This window comes from Microcoleus sp. PH2017_09_SFU_O_A, from assembly GCF_020738625.1.
In the GTDB taxonomy this organism is placed as follows: Bacteria; Cyanobacteriota; Cyanobacteriia; order Cyanobacteriales; family Microcoleaceae; genus Microcoleus.
In genome coordinates this window covers 72901-86662 of record NZ_JAEQCF010000022.1, presented here as the reverse complement: position 1 = coordinate 86662, position 13762 = coordinate 72901, and the positions used below count along the sequence as shown (strand labels likewise).

Genomic DNA, 13762 nt, shown 5'->3' with positions numbered 1-13762 from the left:
GCAATTTCCGGGAAATGTGATGTTGTAAAATAGATTTTTGGAACGAACCGCGAACTCCGCAAACTTGGAGAACAAAAGCTCGATCAAAAAAACATCCTTAGTCGAGTTTATTGAGTCCGGAATTTGGTACAATGCCAACAATTTCTCTCAAAAACTTCTCTTTTCTTCCTCTGCGTTCTCTGCGCCCTCTGCGGTTAAAAAAAATCTCATTCACAAATCAAATAAAATTGGACTAAAACTCCCTATGCCTAACCCAGAAATTCGCACAGCTAACGTCACAATTCCCAATAGAGATTTGCAAATCGCGGCTTACCTAGCCCAACCCGCCGCCGCAGGGCAATTTCCCGCTGTGATCGTGATTCAAGAAATCTTTGGCGTCAACGCACACATCCGCGAAGTTACAGAAAGAATAGCAAAGGAAGGATATGTGGCGATCGCCCCAGCCATCTACCAGCGCCAAGCCCCCGGCTTTGAAACCGGCTACACGCCCGAAGATATCAAAATCGGCAGACAATACAAAGAACAAACTACCGCATCCCAACTGCTGAGCGACATCCAAGCCGCCATCGATTACCTCAAAACCTTACCATCCGTCAAACAGCAAGGTTTTGGCTGTATCGGTTTCTGCTTTGGCGGACACGTCGCCTACCTCGCGGCGACTTTGCCCGAAATCAAGGCTACAGCGTCGTTCTACGGCGCTGGTATCGCCACTCTCACCCCCGGGGGCGGATCTCCCACGATCGATCGCACAGCGGACATTAAAGGTACTCTCTACGCCTTTTACGGCACTCAAGACGCCAGCATTCCCAAAGAACAAGTTGACCAAATTGCAGCAGAATTGCAAAAACACAGAATTCCTTACCGAATTTTCAGCTACAATGCCGATCATGGCTTCTTCTGCGACCATCGCGGCAGTTTCAACGCTACCGCAGCAGCCGAATCGTGGGTGCAAGTGAAGCAGCTATTTCAACACGAACTTCAACCAGCTTAGAGAGTGGAAGATGAGAGAGAGGGGAGAGGGGGAGAGTGGGAGAGTGGGGGAACATCTTGCTTCTTGCTTCAACAACTGACAACTGTCAACTGACAACTGACAACTGTCAACTGACAACTAATTTACTGATAACTGACAACTAAACTGACATGAATTCCAAATCTACAGGTTCTCAAAGCGCAAAAGCATCTTTTTCAATGGATGATTTTGCTAAAGCCCTCGAACAGCACAATTATGAGTTCCAGAAGGGACAAGTAGTGCGCGGCAAAGTGTTCGAGTATGACTCAAATGGCGCGTATGTTGATATCGGCGGCAAGTCTTCGGCTTTTTTGCCGATCGAAGAGGCTGCTTTGAGAACGGTAACGGATTTGTCGGAAGTCGTTCCGCTAGACGAGGAACGGGAATTTTTAATTATCCGCGAACAAGATGCAGACGGCCAAGTTACTCTGTCTCTGAAACAGTTACAAATTCAGCAAGCTTGGGAAGATTTAGTTGCTTTGCAGGAAACTGGTAAAGTGCTTCAGGTGCGGGTTTCTGGGGCGAATAAGGGCGGCGTGACGGTGGATGTTGAGGGAATGCGCGGTTTTATTCCCCGATCGCACTTAGCCCAACGCGATAACATAGAATCGCTGATTGGTCAATCTTTGACCGTGAATTTCTTGGAAGTCGATCGCGAACGAGAAAAACTCGTACTTTCCCAGCGGATGGCCACTCAATCTTCTGCCTTAAATCAGTTGCAAATCGGTCAATTAGTGGAAGGAACAGTCAGCAGCATCAAGCCTTTTGGCGTGTTTGTGGATTTGGAAGGAGTTAGCGGTTTGCTGCACATCAAGCAAGTCAGCCAAAAATATATTGAGAACCTCGGACAAGTTTTCACCCCCGGCCAACCCCTGAAAGCCGTGGTAGTTGACCTCGATCAAAGTCGCGGTCGAATTTCGCTTTCTACTCGGGTACTCGAAAATTATCCAGGGGAAATGGTGGATAAAATGGCGGATGTCATGGATACCGCAGAAGAGCGATCTGAACGTGCTAGAAAAACTCTTTCTTAGGTTTTGACAATTGTACTCGTTTACTCGTTTTCACGCTAACCCTGAAAACGAGTAAACGAGGGAGGCGAAAATTATGAAAACTTGGGCGAAGGTATGTAGTTGCGCTTCAGCGCTCTTTATATATATATGTTGATCGAGAGCAAGGTATGTAGTTGCGCTTCAGCGCTCTTGATTATATATATTTATCAAGAGCAATGTGCGATCGGACAAGGTATGTAGTTGCGCTTTAGCGCTCTTTATATATTATAATCAAGAGCGCTCAAGCGCAACTACATACCTTTCGGAGCGCTCAAGCGCAACTACGTACCTTTCTACGTACCTTTCTACGTACCTTTCGGAGCGCTCAAGCGCAACTACGTACCTTTCTACGTACCTTTCGGAGCGCTCAAGCGCAACTACGTACCTATTAAGAGTGCTCAACGACAACTTCCATTAAACAGTTTTAGCCGCAGTCGAACTTGTTTCAGTCTCAGCCTGTGCTTGCACCGTCCAAGCATTTTCCATATCTAGCGCTTGTTTCGCCTGATAAACTGGTAAGTCAAACCAGAAAGTCGTGCCCACATTAACTTCGCTAACTAAATTAATTTTAGTGTGGTGCTTGTCAATAATGTTTCTGACAATCGAAAGACCTAATCCCGTGCCTTCTAGAGTGTGGACTCGGTTTTCTACCCGGAAAAAGCGATCGAAAATTGCCTGCTGATCTTCGGGATCTATGCCAATCCCGGTATCAGAAATTTCGATCCGCACCACCGGAAAATGGCTGGTATTTGGTGGAAATTTGTGGGTTCCGGATGCGCCGTCTTCGCGTGGATGAGCATCCGACTCTAGGAAATAGGCTCGAATTGCCACCTTACCACCGGACTCGGTAAATTTTAAGGCATTTCCTACTAAATTTGCAAATACTTGCAGCAGCAAATCGTAATGACCTAAAGCTGGCGGCAAACAGGGGTCAACTTCTTGCTCTAATTCGATGCCTTTATCCCTGGCATTTAACTGATAAGTTCGCAGAGTTTGTTCGACAGCTTGGGGGAGGTCAACAGCGTCCAATTGATAAATTCGGCAGGATTCTAGGCGCGATAAGTCTAACACGTCGTTGACTAAACGAGTGAGGCGATCGGTTTCTCGATTGGCAATTTCTAGAAATTCCCGGCGTTCGCTTTCTAGAAGGTCTTCTCCGTACTCGTGGAGAGTTTCGATAAAAGATTTGATATTAAATAAAGGGGTTCTCAATTCGTGAGAAACATTGCTGATAAAATTGCTTTTAGCCTCATTTAGTTCGACTTCGCGAGTGATGTCCTGCACTGTCATGGCAATGCCTTTGAGACTGTCTCGGTACTGTCCGGAACCTTGATGCTTCGAGGTTTGCTCGTAGAATGTACACTCGATCGCGTTCGGGCGTTTTGACTCGGTACAGGTATTTTCCTCGTCGCGCACGCAGCTTTTGCACAGCGGTTCGGTTCCAGGGGCTTTGTGGAGAATTACGGTGGTTAGCAGAATCCGAATTGTGCGGTTGACTGGTTCGCTCAGAGTAATCCGAAATTCGCCGCCTTCGCGATCGCCCGCAGCGATTTCGTGCAGGGGTCTTGCTAACTCGCGCTGCACTTCCGCAGGTAAAATATTGACGACGTTAATGCCGATCGCATTTTTACCTTCCCATCCAAAAATCCGCCTCCCCGTCGGGTTGACTAAAATCACCTGCAAATTTGCATCCAGCAACAGCGCCCCATCAGCAATAGTTGAAACCAAAGTTTCTAGTTTCGCTTTTTCCGCTGTCAACTCTTCAATATTTTGTTCTTCATAACTCTCTAATTTCTCGGCCATCTCGTTAAAACTGCCGATCAACTCGCCCAATTCTCCCCCCAAAGGCAGGTCAACTCGCTGCTTAAAATTCCCGCCCGCGATATTTTTGACCCCAAATACTAATTGTTTGATCGGGTGAGTAATTGTCAGCGCATTAAATACAGCGCCCAAAATCACCATCACCCAAATCGTGACAAATACTGCTAAAGTAACATCCCTGGTTAGATTTGAAGAGATAACTGCTGCGGGATTGGGGTTAATGCCGATCGCCAAAACGCCTAAATACTTGTCCTCGTGAATTAGCGGCACAAATACGTCAGTAACTTCTCCGTCTGGCGTCAAGTGCTGCCGCACCAAAGGCAAAGAAGTTAAATTTCTCGCCTCAATGTCGGCGATAAAATTATCTGGGAGTTTAATTTGGCGGCGCAGTGTCAGGGAAGTTTGCACCTCAGATTCCGAGAAAGGTATCCCCAGAAAAATATCTCCTGCTTCGTCGCCGTACAGCATATAGCGGACGCTGGAGGTGCTGCTATAAAATTGGCGGGAAAAACGGGCTACTTCGGAGCGATCGTTTTTTGCAATCAACGGCGCCACATTTGCCGCCAAGAGCAGACCGAGGTCGCGGCCGTAGCGAGTATCGTTAAGTCTGGCGTCTAGTTGGATAGTATTCACGGCCCAAAAAGTCAGGCCGCTCATAATTAACGAAACTACGAGGGTAGCACCGGCCATCAGGCGAGTCTGGAGGGTAAAATCCGACCACCAGCGGGCAATAATTTCTCCGATTTTGTTTAGTATGGCCAGCATTTGAGCAGTTCACCAGTTGAATATTAAAAGGAAGATTAATTGAGTTTGTGGTCGATCGATTTTTCTGTCGCGACTTGTCCGCTACTGCCACCGCAGATGTGCCAAACTTTATTGTGGCACTTCTACCTTGAAATTGCTCTGCTTTTGGGCGGCCAAAACCTCTATCCTCCGGGGTTTTAATTCTATCTTCTGCTTGGGGGAGTTCTAGTATCCCCAGCGTGTCGAGCTTTCGGATAGCAGCGGCCACAGCAGGCCGCAATTCCTAATTTCGATCGACACTGGGCTCGACACTGGGCTCAACACTGGGCTCAACACTTGGCTCGACACTGGGCTCAACACTTGGCTCAACACTTGGCTCGACACTGGGCTCGACATTTTGAGGGGCCAGCGCTCGAAGGCCGATATCCCGGCGGCAGTAAACCCCTTCAAATTGGATGCAATCAACTGCTGCATAAGCTTTAGAGATAGCTTGTTCCAAAGTTTCTGCAACCGCCGTGACGCCCAAAACGCGGCCGCCCTCGGTCACTAACTGCTGCTGCTTCAACTGAGTGCCGGCGTGAAACACTTCTGCACCTTTGGCTTCAGCTTCCTCGATACCTGTAATAACTTTGCCTTTTTGATAATTTCCGGGATAGCCCCCAGAAGCTAAAACCACGCAAACAGAAGCCCCAGACTTCCAGCGAATGTTGGAATATTCACCCAGACGCTGCTGACAACAAGCAAACACCAAATCTTCCAGGGGAGTTTCCAAGAGGGACAAAACCGCTTGAGTTTCGGGATCTCCAAAACGACAGTTGAATTCTAAGACTTGAAGTTCTCTTTTCGGTGTAATCATTAAACCTGCGTAGAGGACGCCCCGGTAATCGATGTTGCGCTTTTGTAGCGCAGCGAGGGTAGGTTCAAGAATTTCTGCTTGAATCCTGTCCATTAGTTTGGGCGAGACAATTGGCGCTGGGGCGTAGGCTCCCATACCGCCGGTATTGGCTCCCTTGTCGCCTTCGCCAATGGCTTTGTGGTCTTGAGCTGCCAGCAGCGGTTCTACTGTGATACCGTCGGTGAGGGCGAGAATAGAGACTTCTTGACCGGTTACATATTCTTCGACGACGACTCGGAGGTTGTCGGTGCCGAATTCGCCTCTAAAAATGGTGTTGATGGCGCTGTGAGCCATTTTGACGGTGGTAGCAACGGTGACTCCTTTGCCTGAGGCGAGTCCGTCTGCTTTGATGACTATGGGTACTCCTTGTTCCACAACATATGCTTTGGCTGCTTCTGCGCCTGTAAATACGGCAGCTTTGGGTGTTGGGATTTGTGCTTCCAGCATCAATTCTTTGGCCCAGGATTTGCTGGATTCAATTTGGGCGCCGGCTTTGTTGGGGCCGAAAATCATCAGTTTTCGCTGTTGGAAGTAGTCAACGATGCCTAGCGATAGGGGCAATTCCGGGCCGACGATGACGAGTCCGATGTTGTTCACCATCACAAAGCGTTCTATGCCTTGGAAGTCGTCGATGTTGAGCGACAGATTTTGACAGCCTTTTGTGGTAGCTGTGCCGCCGTTGCCCGGAACGCAGAATACTTGTTTAATCCGCGTAGATTCTAGCAGTTTTTTTGCGATCGCGTGTTCGCGACCTCCGTTCCCCACAACCAAAACTTTCACAGTATCCTCACCTATAAATTTTGTTCCCTGAATGTCGCATTTTCAGTGTTTGCACCTGTCTATCTGCTTTTTGCAGTGCTGTCAATTATGCCATGCTTGGCGAATCGTGAATTGCTAGATGTGGCACTTTTCTGGAGGAGTGGGGAGCGATCGCTATTTGCCGGCATCCTGGGATCGTGCAATAATTCAAGACTTTCGCCGTCGATTTTTTCTAGGTTCTGCCTCGATTAAATCGTGCAATTAGCCCAAAAAAATTGCTTTTAAATATTCAATATTTCTCATACATTCGGCTACAAATAGCGATAAAATAAACAAGTTGATACCAGGAATTTTACTCACATGAAATCTAATCAAACCGCTGCGAGTTCGCCTGCCAAATTGAAGCGGGTGGGCGTTGTCGGCGGCGGTCAGCTAGCTTGGATGATGGGAGAAGCTGCTAGCGCGCTGGGTATTGAATTGGTAGTCCAAACTCCTAATGGTGATGACCCGGCAGTTTCTGCTGCTGTGGGTGCTGTTTTGGGGGCTGTTGATGATGTTTTGGCTACGGCTTATTTGGCGGATGGCTGCGATGTTATTACTTTTGAAAATGAGTTTGTGGATTTGGATGGTTTGCGAACGCTAGAACAGCAAGGTGTGTTATTTCAGCCGAGTTTGTCGTCGCTTTCTCCTTTGTTGGATAAGTACGTGCAGCGCTGTTATTTACAAAGGTTGGGTTTGCCAACTCCCAGGTTTTGGGCGCCAGATAGTATGGCGGATTTGGATTTAGATTTGTTGCAGGAACCCCAGGGAAGGCAGATTGGAGCAGGGGCTGTGGGGCATGAACCTATGTGCGGGGAAGTTGCGATCGACAATTTAGCAATTTCTGTTTCCGACAGCACACAGATAGAACAAAACTCGGAATCTGGGCCTAGAGATTTTCCCTTTGTCGTCAAAGTTCGCCGCCACGGTTACGACGGCCAAGGTACTTTTATTGTTAAGGATCGCGAGAGTTTTGAGTCAATTAGCGCTACACTTAAAGGTCAGTCTTTGCTGGTAGAAGAGTTTGTGCCGTTCGATCGCGAGTTGGCTGCGATCGCAGCTCGATCGGCAACTGGTGAAATAGCGATTTACCCGATCGTGGAAACTCAACAGCAAAATCAGGTTTGTCGTGTAGTGATTGCCCCCGCCGATATTAGTTTAGAGGTGCAAACCGAAGCTTGTGCGATCGCCCGTACTCTCCTCAATAGCTTAGAAGCCGTCGGCGTATTCGGCATTGAATTATTTTTAACCGCCGACAATAAGCTGTTAGTCAATGAAATTGCTCCCCGCACCCACAACTCGGGACACTTTACAATCGATGCTTGCAAAACTTCACAATTTGAACAGCATTTGCGCGCAGTTTGTCAACTGCCTTTAGGTAATTGCGATCTAAAATGTGCAGGTGCTGTGATGGTAAATTTGCTGGGCTACGAGTCTGCGGAGTCAGATTATTTAGAGAAACGAAAACAACTGGCACAAATTAGCGGCGCTTTTGTACATTGGTATGGTAAGAAAGTATCCCGCCCTGGCAGGAAACTGGGTCACGTTACTGTCCTCTTCGACGGGGACTTGGGGGAGAATGAAGGAAAGTCGGCTAGTGCGATCGCTCAAACCATTGAATCTATCTGGTATGGAAGTTAAATTGCTCGAAGAGTTGCCAAAATCGAGTTAGTTGCTGTATGTTAACTACCAGCCGGGAAGTCTAAGGGTATATTTAGAGGGGATTAATCTCAATTGCTGCGCGAAGTACCCCGTTGGGAATTACTCCTTGGGATGAAAGGCTCGTCGGGTGTAGATACCGAAACCGACAATTATTCTTTTATACCCCTTGATGATCTGGAAATACTCTGATACTATATTAACAAGTGGGGGTGGAACTACCTCACTATAAAAAGCCTTTGAAAAAAAGGAAAAAGAAGCCTGCGGTCTAACTGTACTCAGTTGACAGTCAGGTTTGTTCACATAAAGGTTCTACTGCGACGTTGGTGACTGCCAATAATGTTTTTTTGATCTATAACTCTTAACTCTCGGGAATCAAGATGTTTGGACAGCAGTAAACTGGGCTTGTACCCAGAAACTTTAAGTCCGAGCCAACGGTGCCCACCTGGTAAAATACCAGGTCAAAAGCTGAGGTAAGACGGCGTTGCGGTGAACCCTTAAAATATTGATTGAGATAGGCGCTAATATGGCTGGCCTATTTTTTTTATTGGGAATTGGGAATTGGGAATTGGGAATTGGGAATTGGGAATTGGGAATTGGGAATTGGGAATTGGGAATTGGGAATTGGGAATTGCATAAGTCCTATGATTATTAGTTTCGATCGCAAATAACACATAAATACTGACTACCGACTACTGACTACTGACTACTGACTACTGACTTCTTCTCAACCTTCCCGTACCATCCAGACAAGCATCGACAAAATTGTCTCGACAGGAGGAAACGGATAATCACTGACATCAATAGTCACAACTTGCCCTTCGAGTTTCATAAATCTCCAAGCAGTGCCGCTAGTTACTGAACCGTAAATAATCGGAATTGGGTTATTGTTAATTTCATTAAATCTTTGAGCCGCCACCATTTCAGCAATGCACTGTCCTAAACCGCTGTTAATGTTATCTCGCTTCGCTTCTACTAGCATAACAGCAGGTGCTTCTATCTCAAATTGCTCAGGAGAGCGACTGATTAAAAAATCGCAAACTCCGTTTAATCCCGCTGCGGTATCCACGGTGAAATCGGTGCCGGAAAATACGCTGATTTGGCGGTTCAGCAACCGTTTGACTTCCAAAAGTGCGGGGGCGATAATTAGTTCTGATTTAGCTTTTTCGGTTCCTACTGCGATCGCCCAAGGCACTGTATCTGCCAACAAACCTGCTAAAATAGCACTGGGTGCGATCGGCTCAACTTCCGGCAAAAAACGCCCGCCTTCAACTGCGGTCAATCCGAAGCTTTGCTTAACCTTTCGCAGTGTAAAATCGCTGTATGCCATGATTTTGATTTCAAATTTAATCAGATGCTATATTAACATCAATAAAAATGGTGCTTTCAATGCCCTACAGTGAATTCACACTCAGAAAAGCTAAACGCGATTTCGGCTTAACTACCGTAGAAGCAGGCAGATTTTTGCCACCAACCGAACCCATCGAGCCTAGTGTATATTTAACTGAATCCCTCATTGAAGGATTGCCGCTTGCTACAGCGACGGGTTCTGAAAAAGCGCGATCAGAACTGATTATTAGTCCTATTTTAGTCGAAGTCCGCAAGATTTTACAGCGGCAAGTGAGTCTATTTTCGGGAGAAGATTTTACTGTAGAGCCGGAGTTGGGATTGAGTGGTATCTGCGATTTTTTAATTAGTCGTTCTCCCGAACAAATATTAATCGAAGCACCAGCAATTGTGATTGTTGAAGCGAAAAAAGCCGATTTAAAAATGGGATTGGGACAGTGCGCGGCCGAGATGGTAGCAGCTCAAAAGTTTAATGAAATCAACAATATTGCGATCGGCACAATCTACGGAAGTGTCAGTAGTGGCACTGCTTGGAGATTTTTGAAGTTGGAGGCAAAAACTCTGACAATTGACCTCAATGACTATGCTGTGCCGCCTGTGGAACCTTTGCTGGGGATGTTGGTTTGGATGGTGCGGGATGGTTAGGGCGATCGGCTTTAAGTTGAATTTTAAATTAATTGCGATCGCCCCTTGCCATTCACAGTTCGCTCTGCTATTCTCTAAAAAAGACCGATAAGTCGGTTAGCGCCATAAAAATGTCAAAAGCTCAAGAAACCAGAGAAAAAATTCTCAGGGAAGCCGCAGCACTGTTCAATCAGTACGGCTACTCAGGTTCTTCTATGTCTGACATCATGCGCGTTACAGGCTTGCAAAAAGGAGGAATTTACAACCATTTCAAGAGCAAAGATGAGTTAGCCCTGCAAGCTTTTGACTTTGCGGCTGAATGTATGCGCCGACAATATCTCGGGGCTTTGAAAGGAAAACGTCATGCGGTCGATCGGCTAAAAGCTGTTATATCTTTATTTAGCACGTTTGCCGAAAATCCTCCAATTCCAGGCGGCTGTCCCCTGTTAAATACAGCAGTTGAAAGCGATGATGCTCATCCAGCTTTGCGTCAGCGGGTACAAATAGCAATGGATGGTTGGCGCGCTTTGATTTGCAAAATTATTAACAAAGGAATTGCTAAAGGCGAAGTTCGAGAAAATGTCGAAGCCGATGTAGTCGCAACTATTGTGATTTCAACCCTGGAAGGAGCCGTGATGATGAGTAAACTTTATGGGGATGCAATTCATGTCAAAAGAGCAATTGAGCATTTGCACGGATATCTCGACAGTCAACTTTAGAACCGAATAATTTTTTTGTTATCAAACAGACCTTTCGGTCTCAAGAGAGCAATTTCTCCTCGTTACTAGGCTCTGCCTCCAATTTTCCTCCCCAATCGAGGCAGTTTTTCAATTATTAAAAATAGACTGAGAGTACCCAAAATGCAAGCATCCAGCGAACAGAAAAGACCTTTGGAAATAGAATTAAGCTTTCCCGTACAAACTTACGATATCGACTTTGCGGGAATCGTTAGCAATATTGTTTATATCCGCTGGTTGGAAGACTTGCGGATCGCACTTGCTGATGCTTATTTTCCAGTACAGAAAATGCTGGAAAACGGTGTGGCTCCAATGCTGGTGAAAACAGCAATTGAATACAAGCAGCCGATTAATATTTTCGATAAACCAACTGGGAAAATTTGGATGAGTAAAATGAAATCGCTGAAGTGGATGATGGATGCTGAAATAATTGTAGCTGGGAAAGTCGCTGCTATCGCCCAACAATCTGGTTGTTTTATTGAACTATCAACTCGCAAACCAGTGCCGATTCCATCTGAGTTTTCTCAAGCATATTTGGCTCAACAGTAAATCGATAAATTTTCACACAAAATACTTTTTGTAGTCAGGAGTTTAGTCCTTAAATTTTACGCCGATCGTCCGAAATAATACCAATACCAAACTGCAAATATTTACAAATCTCAATTACTTTATGAATCATTCAACAATTGCCAATACCGAAGTTATCCGCCTCATCACCATCCCCATCAGTCACTACTGCGAAAAAGTGCGGTGGGCCCTTGACTTGCTAAAAATTCCCTACATTGAAGAAAGACACGTACCACCTTTTCACCGATCGGCCACCAGCAAAAACGGAGGTAGCAGCGTTCCTGTTTTAGTTACCAAATCTGGCAATTTTACAGATTCAACAGATATTTTGCATTACCTCGATACAATCAGTTCATCAGGTCAGTATTTGTATCCGACAAATGTAGAAATGCGCCAAGAAGTCGAAGCACTTGAAGAGTTATTTGATGCTAGACTGGGAGAATATACTCGCAATTGGGGATATTTTTATCGATCGGGCGATCGCAAAACAATGCGAAGAGCTTGGTGCAACAGTACCCCCGTACTTGAGCGAATAGGGTTTGAAATAGCCTTTCCGTTGATTAGCGCCAAAGTGCGGCAAGTCTACAACATAACAGCAGATTCCGCCGCCAGTTCGCTGCAAGGAATCAAAGAAATTTTTGAGATTGTCGATCGAAGATTAGCAGGTGGCAAAACCTATTTAGTAGGCGATACAATATCCCCAGCCGACATAACTTTTGCAGCGCTGGCGGCTCCGGTTTTGCTGCCGTCGGAACATCCGGTTTCGGTAGCGAAAATTGAAGAATTGCCGATCGAAATGGCAGCAGTAATTAAAGAATTGCAGTCAACTGCCGCCGGAGTTTACGCCCTCCGCTTGTATCGCGATCAGCGCCGAGTTCAGTCATCCCATCCCGATCGTCGCAAATCCAGCTTGCAGAAAGTAGCAGAAACGTGATACAGTTGAAGCTTGTGTCCAAATAACACCACTCCATGCCAAAACTCAAAACTCGCAAAGCAGCCGCAAAGCGCTTTAGAGCGACCGGCAGCGGAAAAATTGTGCGCCGCAAAGCTTACAAAAGCCACTTGCTTTCACACAAAAGTTCAGCTCGCAAAAGCCGTCTCTCTAAGCTGGTCGTCATCGATGAGACCAATGATGGTAACGTGCGGTTAATGCTTCCATACTTGTAAAGTTTAACGGAAATTCAAAGATGACACGGGTAAAACGCGGTAATGTCGCCAGAGCGCGCCGCAAAAAAATTCTCAAATTAGCCAAGGGTTTCCGCGGGGCACAGTCCAAACAGTTCCGCACAGCTAACCAACGGGTGATGCAAGCCCTGCGAAATGGTTATCGCGATCGCAAAAAACGCAAACGCGATTTCCGCCGCCTGTGGATTGCTCGGATCAATGCTGCATCGCGCCAACACGGCACGAGCTACAGCAGACTGATCGGCAACATGAAGAAAGCCAATATCGAAATCAACCGCAAAATGCTGGCACAAATGGCAATCATTGACCCCGCAACATTCGGTAAAGTCGTGGAAATGGCAAATCGAGCCGGATCGTGAAAGCTTGAATAGTTTTCAGACAGAAGAAAGCAGAAGTAGGAAAGATTTAGCTATCTGCCAGAGAAGGAAAACTCCTGATAAATCTAGGAGGTTGAGACTCATTTTCCTTCTTTGTTCTTACTTCTGGATTCTTGATTTTTCAGAAATCGCGATCGGGCTAGTCGATCGCCATTTTCGTGTTTTTATATAGTTGCCAAGGCAAATCTCACAGATTGCTAGCGGATTAAAATAAATAAAACCTTCCACAAACCAACTAACATAAAAAAACATGGATAGTAATTTGCTGATTGTTTACCTGTCAGTTTTGCTGGCTATACTCGGTAGCACTTCCTGGTTTGTTGTGCGCCAGATTTTCAAAACTCGGAAGCTGGAAATGTCCTTGGAACGCTTAGAAAATAAGCTGACCATAGAAAAAGGAACAGCACAGGAATACTACGAGTTAGGCAGTATCTATGTAGATAAGAAACTTTACTCCCAGGCGATCGTACTATTTCAAAAAGCTCTGAAAAGCCAAGAATTAGCAGGCGAAGAAGATCTAGCATTTCTTTACAACGCCCTAGGTTTTGCCCACTTCGGCCAAGAACAGTACGACATCGCGATCCGTCAGTACAAAGAAGCCCTGAAGTTGCAGCCCGACTACGTTACATCTCTCAACAATCTCGGTCACGCCTATGAGCGCAAGAAATTAACAGCTCAAGCCTTGGAAATGTACGAACAAGCTCTCACCTGCGATCCAGAAAATGCCACTGCTAAAAAGCGAGTAGAGTCCCTCAGGAAGCGTTTGGTAATCTATAATTGAGGGCCGGTGTTACGAGCAATACAGATCCCGCAAACCTGGTTTCATTCAGAAACCGGGTTTTTTCTTCCCATAATCAAAGAGACTAGACTATCGAACACCTTAATGCGTTAGTTTTTAAGAACAGGAATTCACCTAATGCGAGCGATCGCAGGCGATCCCAACAGTTTAA

At 46.1% G+C, this 13762-nt stretch carries 14 protein-coding genes and 1 other RNA gene; 12 read left to right on the top strand and 3 right to left on the bottom strand.

What is annotated here, in order from left to right:
- Positions 1 to 244 precede the first annotated feature (244 nt).
- Entirely contained in the window at positions 245 to 991 is a 747-nt protein-coding gene (locus JGK16_RS11225; RefSeq protein WP_293190546.1) for a dienelactone hydrolase family protein, read from the top strand.
- Between the two features lie 149 nt (positions 992 to 1140).
- On the top strand, positions 1141 to 2040 hold the full coding sequence (locus JGK16_RS11220) for a S1 RNA-binding domain-containing protein (RefSeq protein ID WP_293184723.1): 900 nt from the start codon (positions 1141 to 1143) through the stop codon (positions 2038 to 2040).
- A 432-nt stretch (positions 2041 to 2472) separates the two neighbouring features.
- Here JGK16_RS11220 and JGK16_RS11215 read toward each other — a convergent pair whose 3' ends face one another.
- Together JGK16_RS11215 and purD are read right to left on the bottom strand one after the other, a co-directional pair.
- Positions 2473 to 4644 (bottom strand): HAMP domain-containing sensor histidine kinase, encoded by a 2172-nt coding sequence (locus tag JGK16_RS11215; protein ID WP_293184720.1) that lies wholly within the window; start codon positions 4642 to 4644, stop codon positions 2473 to 2475.
- A 262-nt stretch (positions 4645 to 4906) separates the two neighbouring features.
- A complete protein-coding gene (gene purD, locus JGK16_RS11210) occupies positions 4907 to 6298 on the bottom strand; it encodes a phosphoribosylamine--glycine ligase (RefSeq protein ID WP_293184718.1) in 1392 nt (463 codons plus the stop codon).
- 339 nt (positions 6299 to 6637) lie between these two features.
- Here purD and JGK16_RS11205 point away from each other — a divergent pair, with 339 nt between their 5' ends.
- The 3 genes from JGK16_RS11205 to JGK16_RS11195 all read left to right on the top strand — a co-directional run bounded on the left by JGK16_RS11205 (position 6638) and on the right by JGK16_RS11195 (position 8630).
- Positions 6638 to 7957 (top strand): 5-(carboxyamino)imidazole ribonucleotide synthase, encoded by a 1320-nt coding sequence (locus JGK16_RS11205; RefSeq protein ID WP_293184715.1) that lies wholly within the window; start codon positions 6638 to 6640, stop codon positions 7955 to 7957.
- A gap of 327 nt (positions 7958 to 8284) precedes the next feature.
- Positions 8285 to 8472: non-coding RNA, 6S RNA (gene ssrS, locus JGK16_RS11200), on the top strand.
- A 29-nt stretch (positions 8473 to 8501) separates the two neighbouring features.
- Positions 8502 to 8630 carry a hypothetical protein gene (locus tag JGK16_RS11195; RefSeq protein ID WP_293184713.1) on the top strand — a complete coding sequence of 43 codons (129 nt, stop codon included), beginning with the start codon at positions 8502 to 8504 and terminating at the stop codon, positions 8628 to 8630.
- 72 nt (positions 8631 to 8702) lie between these two features.
- On the opposite strand, the gene JGK16_RS11190 is transcribed toward JGK16_RS11195, so the two are convergent.
- Complete coding sequence (locus tag JGK16_RS11190; RefSeq protein ID WP_293190545.1) at positions 8703 to 9305, bottom strand: hypothetical protein; 603 nt, start codon at positions 9303 to 9305, stop codon at positions 8703 to 8705.
- A 59-nt stretch (positions 9306 to 9364) separates the two neighbouring features.
- Between JGK16_RS11190 and JGK16_RS11185 the strand changes: the two genes are divergently transcribed.
- The 7 genes from JGK16_RS11185 to JGK16_RS11155 all read left to right on the top strand — a co-directional run bounded on the left by JGK16_RS11185 (position 9365) and on the right by JGK16_RS11155 (position 13593).
- The gene (locus JGK16_RS11185) at positions 9365 to 9967 is read left to right on the top strand and encodes a hypothetical protein (protein ID WP_293190544.1); all 603 of its coding nucleotides are present in this window, start codon (positions 9365 to 9367) and stop codon (positions 9965 to 9967) included.
- A 110-nt stretch (positions 9968 to 10077) separates the two neighbouring features.
- Entirely contained in the window at positions 10078 to 10665 is a 588-nt protein-coding gene (locus tag JGK16_RS11180) for a TetR/AcrR family transcriptional regulator (RefSeq protein WP_293184706.1), read from the top strand.
- Between the two features lie 141 nt (positions 10666 to 10806).
- Complete coding sequence (locus JGK16_RS11175) at positions 10807 to 11232, top strand: thioesterase family protein (protein ID WP_293184703.1); 426 nt, start codon at positions 10807 to 10809, stop codon at positions 11230 to 11232.
- 121 nt (positions 11233 to 11353) lie between these two features.
- Positions 11354 to 12184 (top strand): glutathione S-transferase family protein, encoded by an 831-nt coding sequence (locus tag JGK16_RS11170; RefSeq protein ID WP_293190543.1) that lies wholly within the window; start codon positions 11354 to 11356, stop codon positions 12182 to 12184.
- Positions 12185 to 12219: 35 nt separating this feature from the next.
- A complete protein-coding gene (rpmI, locus tag JGK16_RS11165) occupies positions 12220 to 12417 on the top strand; it encodes a 50S ribosomal protein L35 (RefSeq protein WP_293126590.1) in 198 nt (65 codons plus the stop codon).
- Positions 12418 to 12437: 20 nt separating this feature from the next.
- Positions 12438 to 12794 carry a 50S ribosomal protein L20 gene (gene rplT, locus JGK16_RS11160; RefSeq protein WP_293148587.1) on the top strand — a complete coding sequence of 119 codons (357 nt, stop codon included), beginning with the start codon at positions 12438 to 12440 and terminating at the stop codon, positions 12792 to 12794.
- A gap of 268 nt (positions 12795 to 13062) precedes the next feature.
- Entirely contained in the window at positions 13063 to 13593 is a 531-nt protein-coding gene (locus JGK16_RS11155; RefSeq protein WP_293184697.1) for a tetratricopeptide repeat protein, read from the top strand.
- Positions 13594 to 13762 lie beyond the last annotated feature (169 nt).